Source organism: Roseivirga seohaensis, assembly GCF_001592945.1.
In the GTDB taxonomy this organism is placed as follows: domain Bacteria; phylum Bacteroidota; class Bacteroidia; order Cytophagales; family Cyclobacteriaceae; genus Roseivirga; species Roseivirga seohaensis.
Genome location: NZ_LRPB01000041.1, coordinates 1 through 206, shown reverse-complemented (window position 1 = coordinate 206; position 206 = coordinate 1). Strand labels below are relative to the sequence as shown.

The window sequence follows — 206 nt, the reverse complement described above, 5'->3', positions numbered from 1 at the left end:
TTAGCGAATCAGTTACGGTTAGCGGATTTCCTCAGATAGAATTGGAAACAGGCACGACCGACAGAACTGCAAACTACTTCAGTGGATCAGGAGGATCGACTTTAACTTTCAACTACATAGTACAAGCAGGAGATGTTAGTGCAGACCTTGATTATGTAGCCACCAATTCATTGACCCTCAACAGTGGAACGATAAAAGATGGAGCA

1 protein-coding gene is annotated in these 206 nt (G+C 43.2%); it reads left to right on the top strand.

Annotation, left to right across the window (positions count from 1 at the left end):
* A partial coding sequence (locus AWW67_RS11800) for a hypothetical protein (protein ID WP_141655444.1) occupies positions 1 to 206 on the top strand: 206 nt, incomplete at both ends.